Consider the following 1225-nt stretch of genomic DNA (forward strand, 5'->3'; position numbering starts at 1 on the left):
GCCTATTCACCGGTGCAAAGCGTCAATCCGCCAGACGCACCATGGGAGCAAAGCTTGGGGGCATCGATCTTCGGCACCCCACAGTACACGCTGCCTGTGGACGACTTGGGAGGAGCTGTCCCTCCGAGCTGGCAACACCGCAATCAACCGGCACAGGCTGGCCTTCGGCTTGCGATGTCCTGGCTTGAGTTGCTGCCGAGCGCGGACAAACCCCAGACCAGCATCACTATCCATGGTGTGCCCTACACGGCCACTCTGGGGCCATCAGGCATGGAGAACGACATTTACCTTTTCCTGCAATAGGGTGGAGATGGATCGAGCAATAGATGCCAGTGGTTCTTGAAAAAGCACCAAACCGTTGAGAGAGAATCCGTTTTTACGCGGCCACGTGCAGCGCGCCAACCCAGATGAGACGATCCCCAGTGCCGGGGCAACATCGAATGTGCACGTCGTCCGTCTTCCTTCAAAACGTGACGTTTGGCCAGCATCCCAAGAGGCGACGGCTGTCGCATCTGAAGTGTAGACAGATACGGATGCGGGAAGAGCCTCGGGTGCGAAGGATGCTGGCGCGGTCGCTGAAGTGCTTAGTGCCGTCGATGACGGCCTATCCTTTGCGGGTTCTACTATGGCTTCAGGCCCGGACGACCCCCCCATGGCGCCGGATGCATTTCATGCGGCGATCATGAGCCAACGTGTGAGTTGGGTACTCGATGCCGACCCCGTATCCTGCAACTAATGCCTGCGGGCGGGTGCCGCGGTGGACCGACTTGTTCATCACGCAACGATCATTCGAAATGAACGTTGAAAGCTATCGACGACGTTCCACCCATGGGGGTCAAACGCCGGCGCGGCAGGCCAGCCTCATTCGCGACAATCAAAGGCACCGCACAGTTTGTCGCGGAGCGGCAATCAGACCACGATGAAGCTCTTGCCAGCGACAATCAACATGATAACTTCATCCCGACCGCGACATAAGAATCTCATCCAGATTGTCGCGCGCGTCTCATCCTGATCGCCGCCCCATAGGTCGCATAACTATCAGGCGCGCAACGGGTTCTGTCAGCAGCTACACCGCAATGGTTCCGTTGCCTGAGGCGGCGAAATCAGAAAGGCCGGCGGAAAGATTGGTTGGAATCGGAAATTCTGACGGCACCCTTCGCGCTGCATGTTCCACACATCACCCGAAACTGCTGGCGAGCCTCTCAAGCCATGTGCCGGCCTGATG

Annotated in this window: 1 protein-coding gene and 1 pseudogene; both read left to right on the top strand. The window is 58.2% G+C overall.

The annotated features are described in order from the left end of the window. A partial coding sequence (locus BBJ66_RS35180; RefSeq protein ID WP_443217142.1) for a hypothetical protein occupies positions 1–303 on the top strand: 303 nt, incomplete at its 5' end. A 448-nt stretch (positions 304–751) separates the two neighbouring features. Further along, positions 752–975: pseudogene (locus tag BBJ66_RS35925) on the top strand (hypothetical protein); the annotation flags it as partial. Positions 976–1225: the final 250 nt, after the last annotated feature.

This window comes from Rhizobium sp. RSm-3 (assembly GCF_001854685.1).
Classification (GTDB): domain Bacteria; phylum Pseudomonadota; class Alphaproteobacteria; order Rhizobiales; family Rhizobiaceae; genus Rhizobium; species Rhizobium ecuadorense.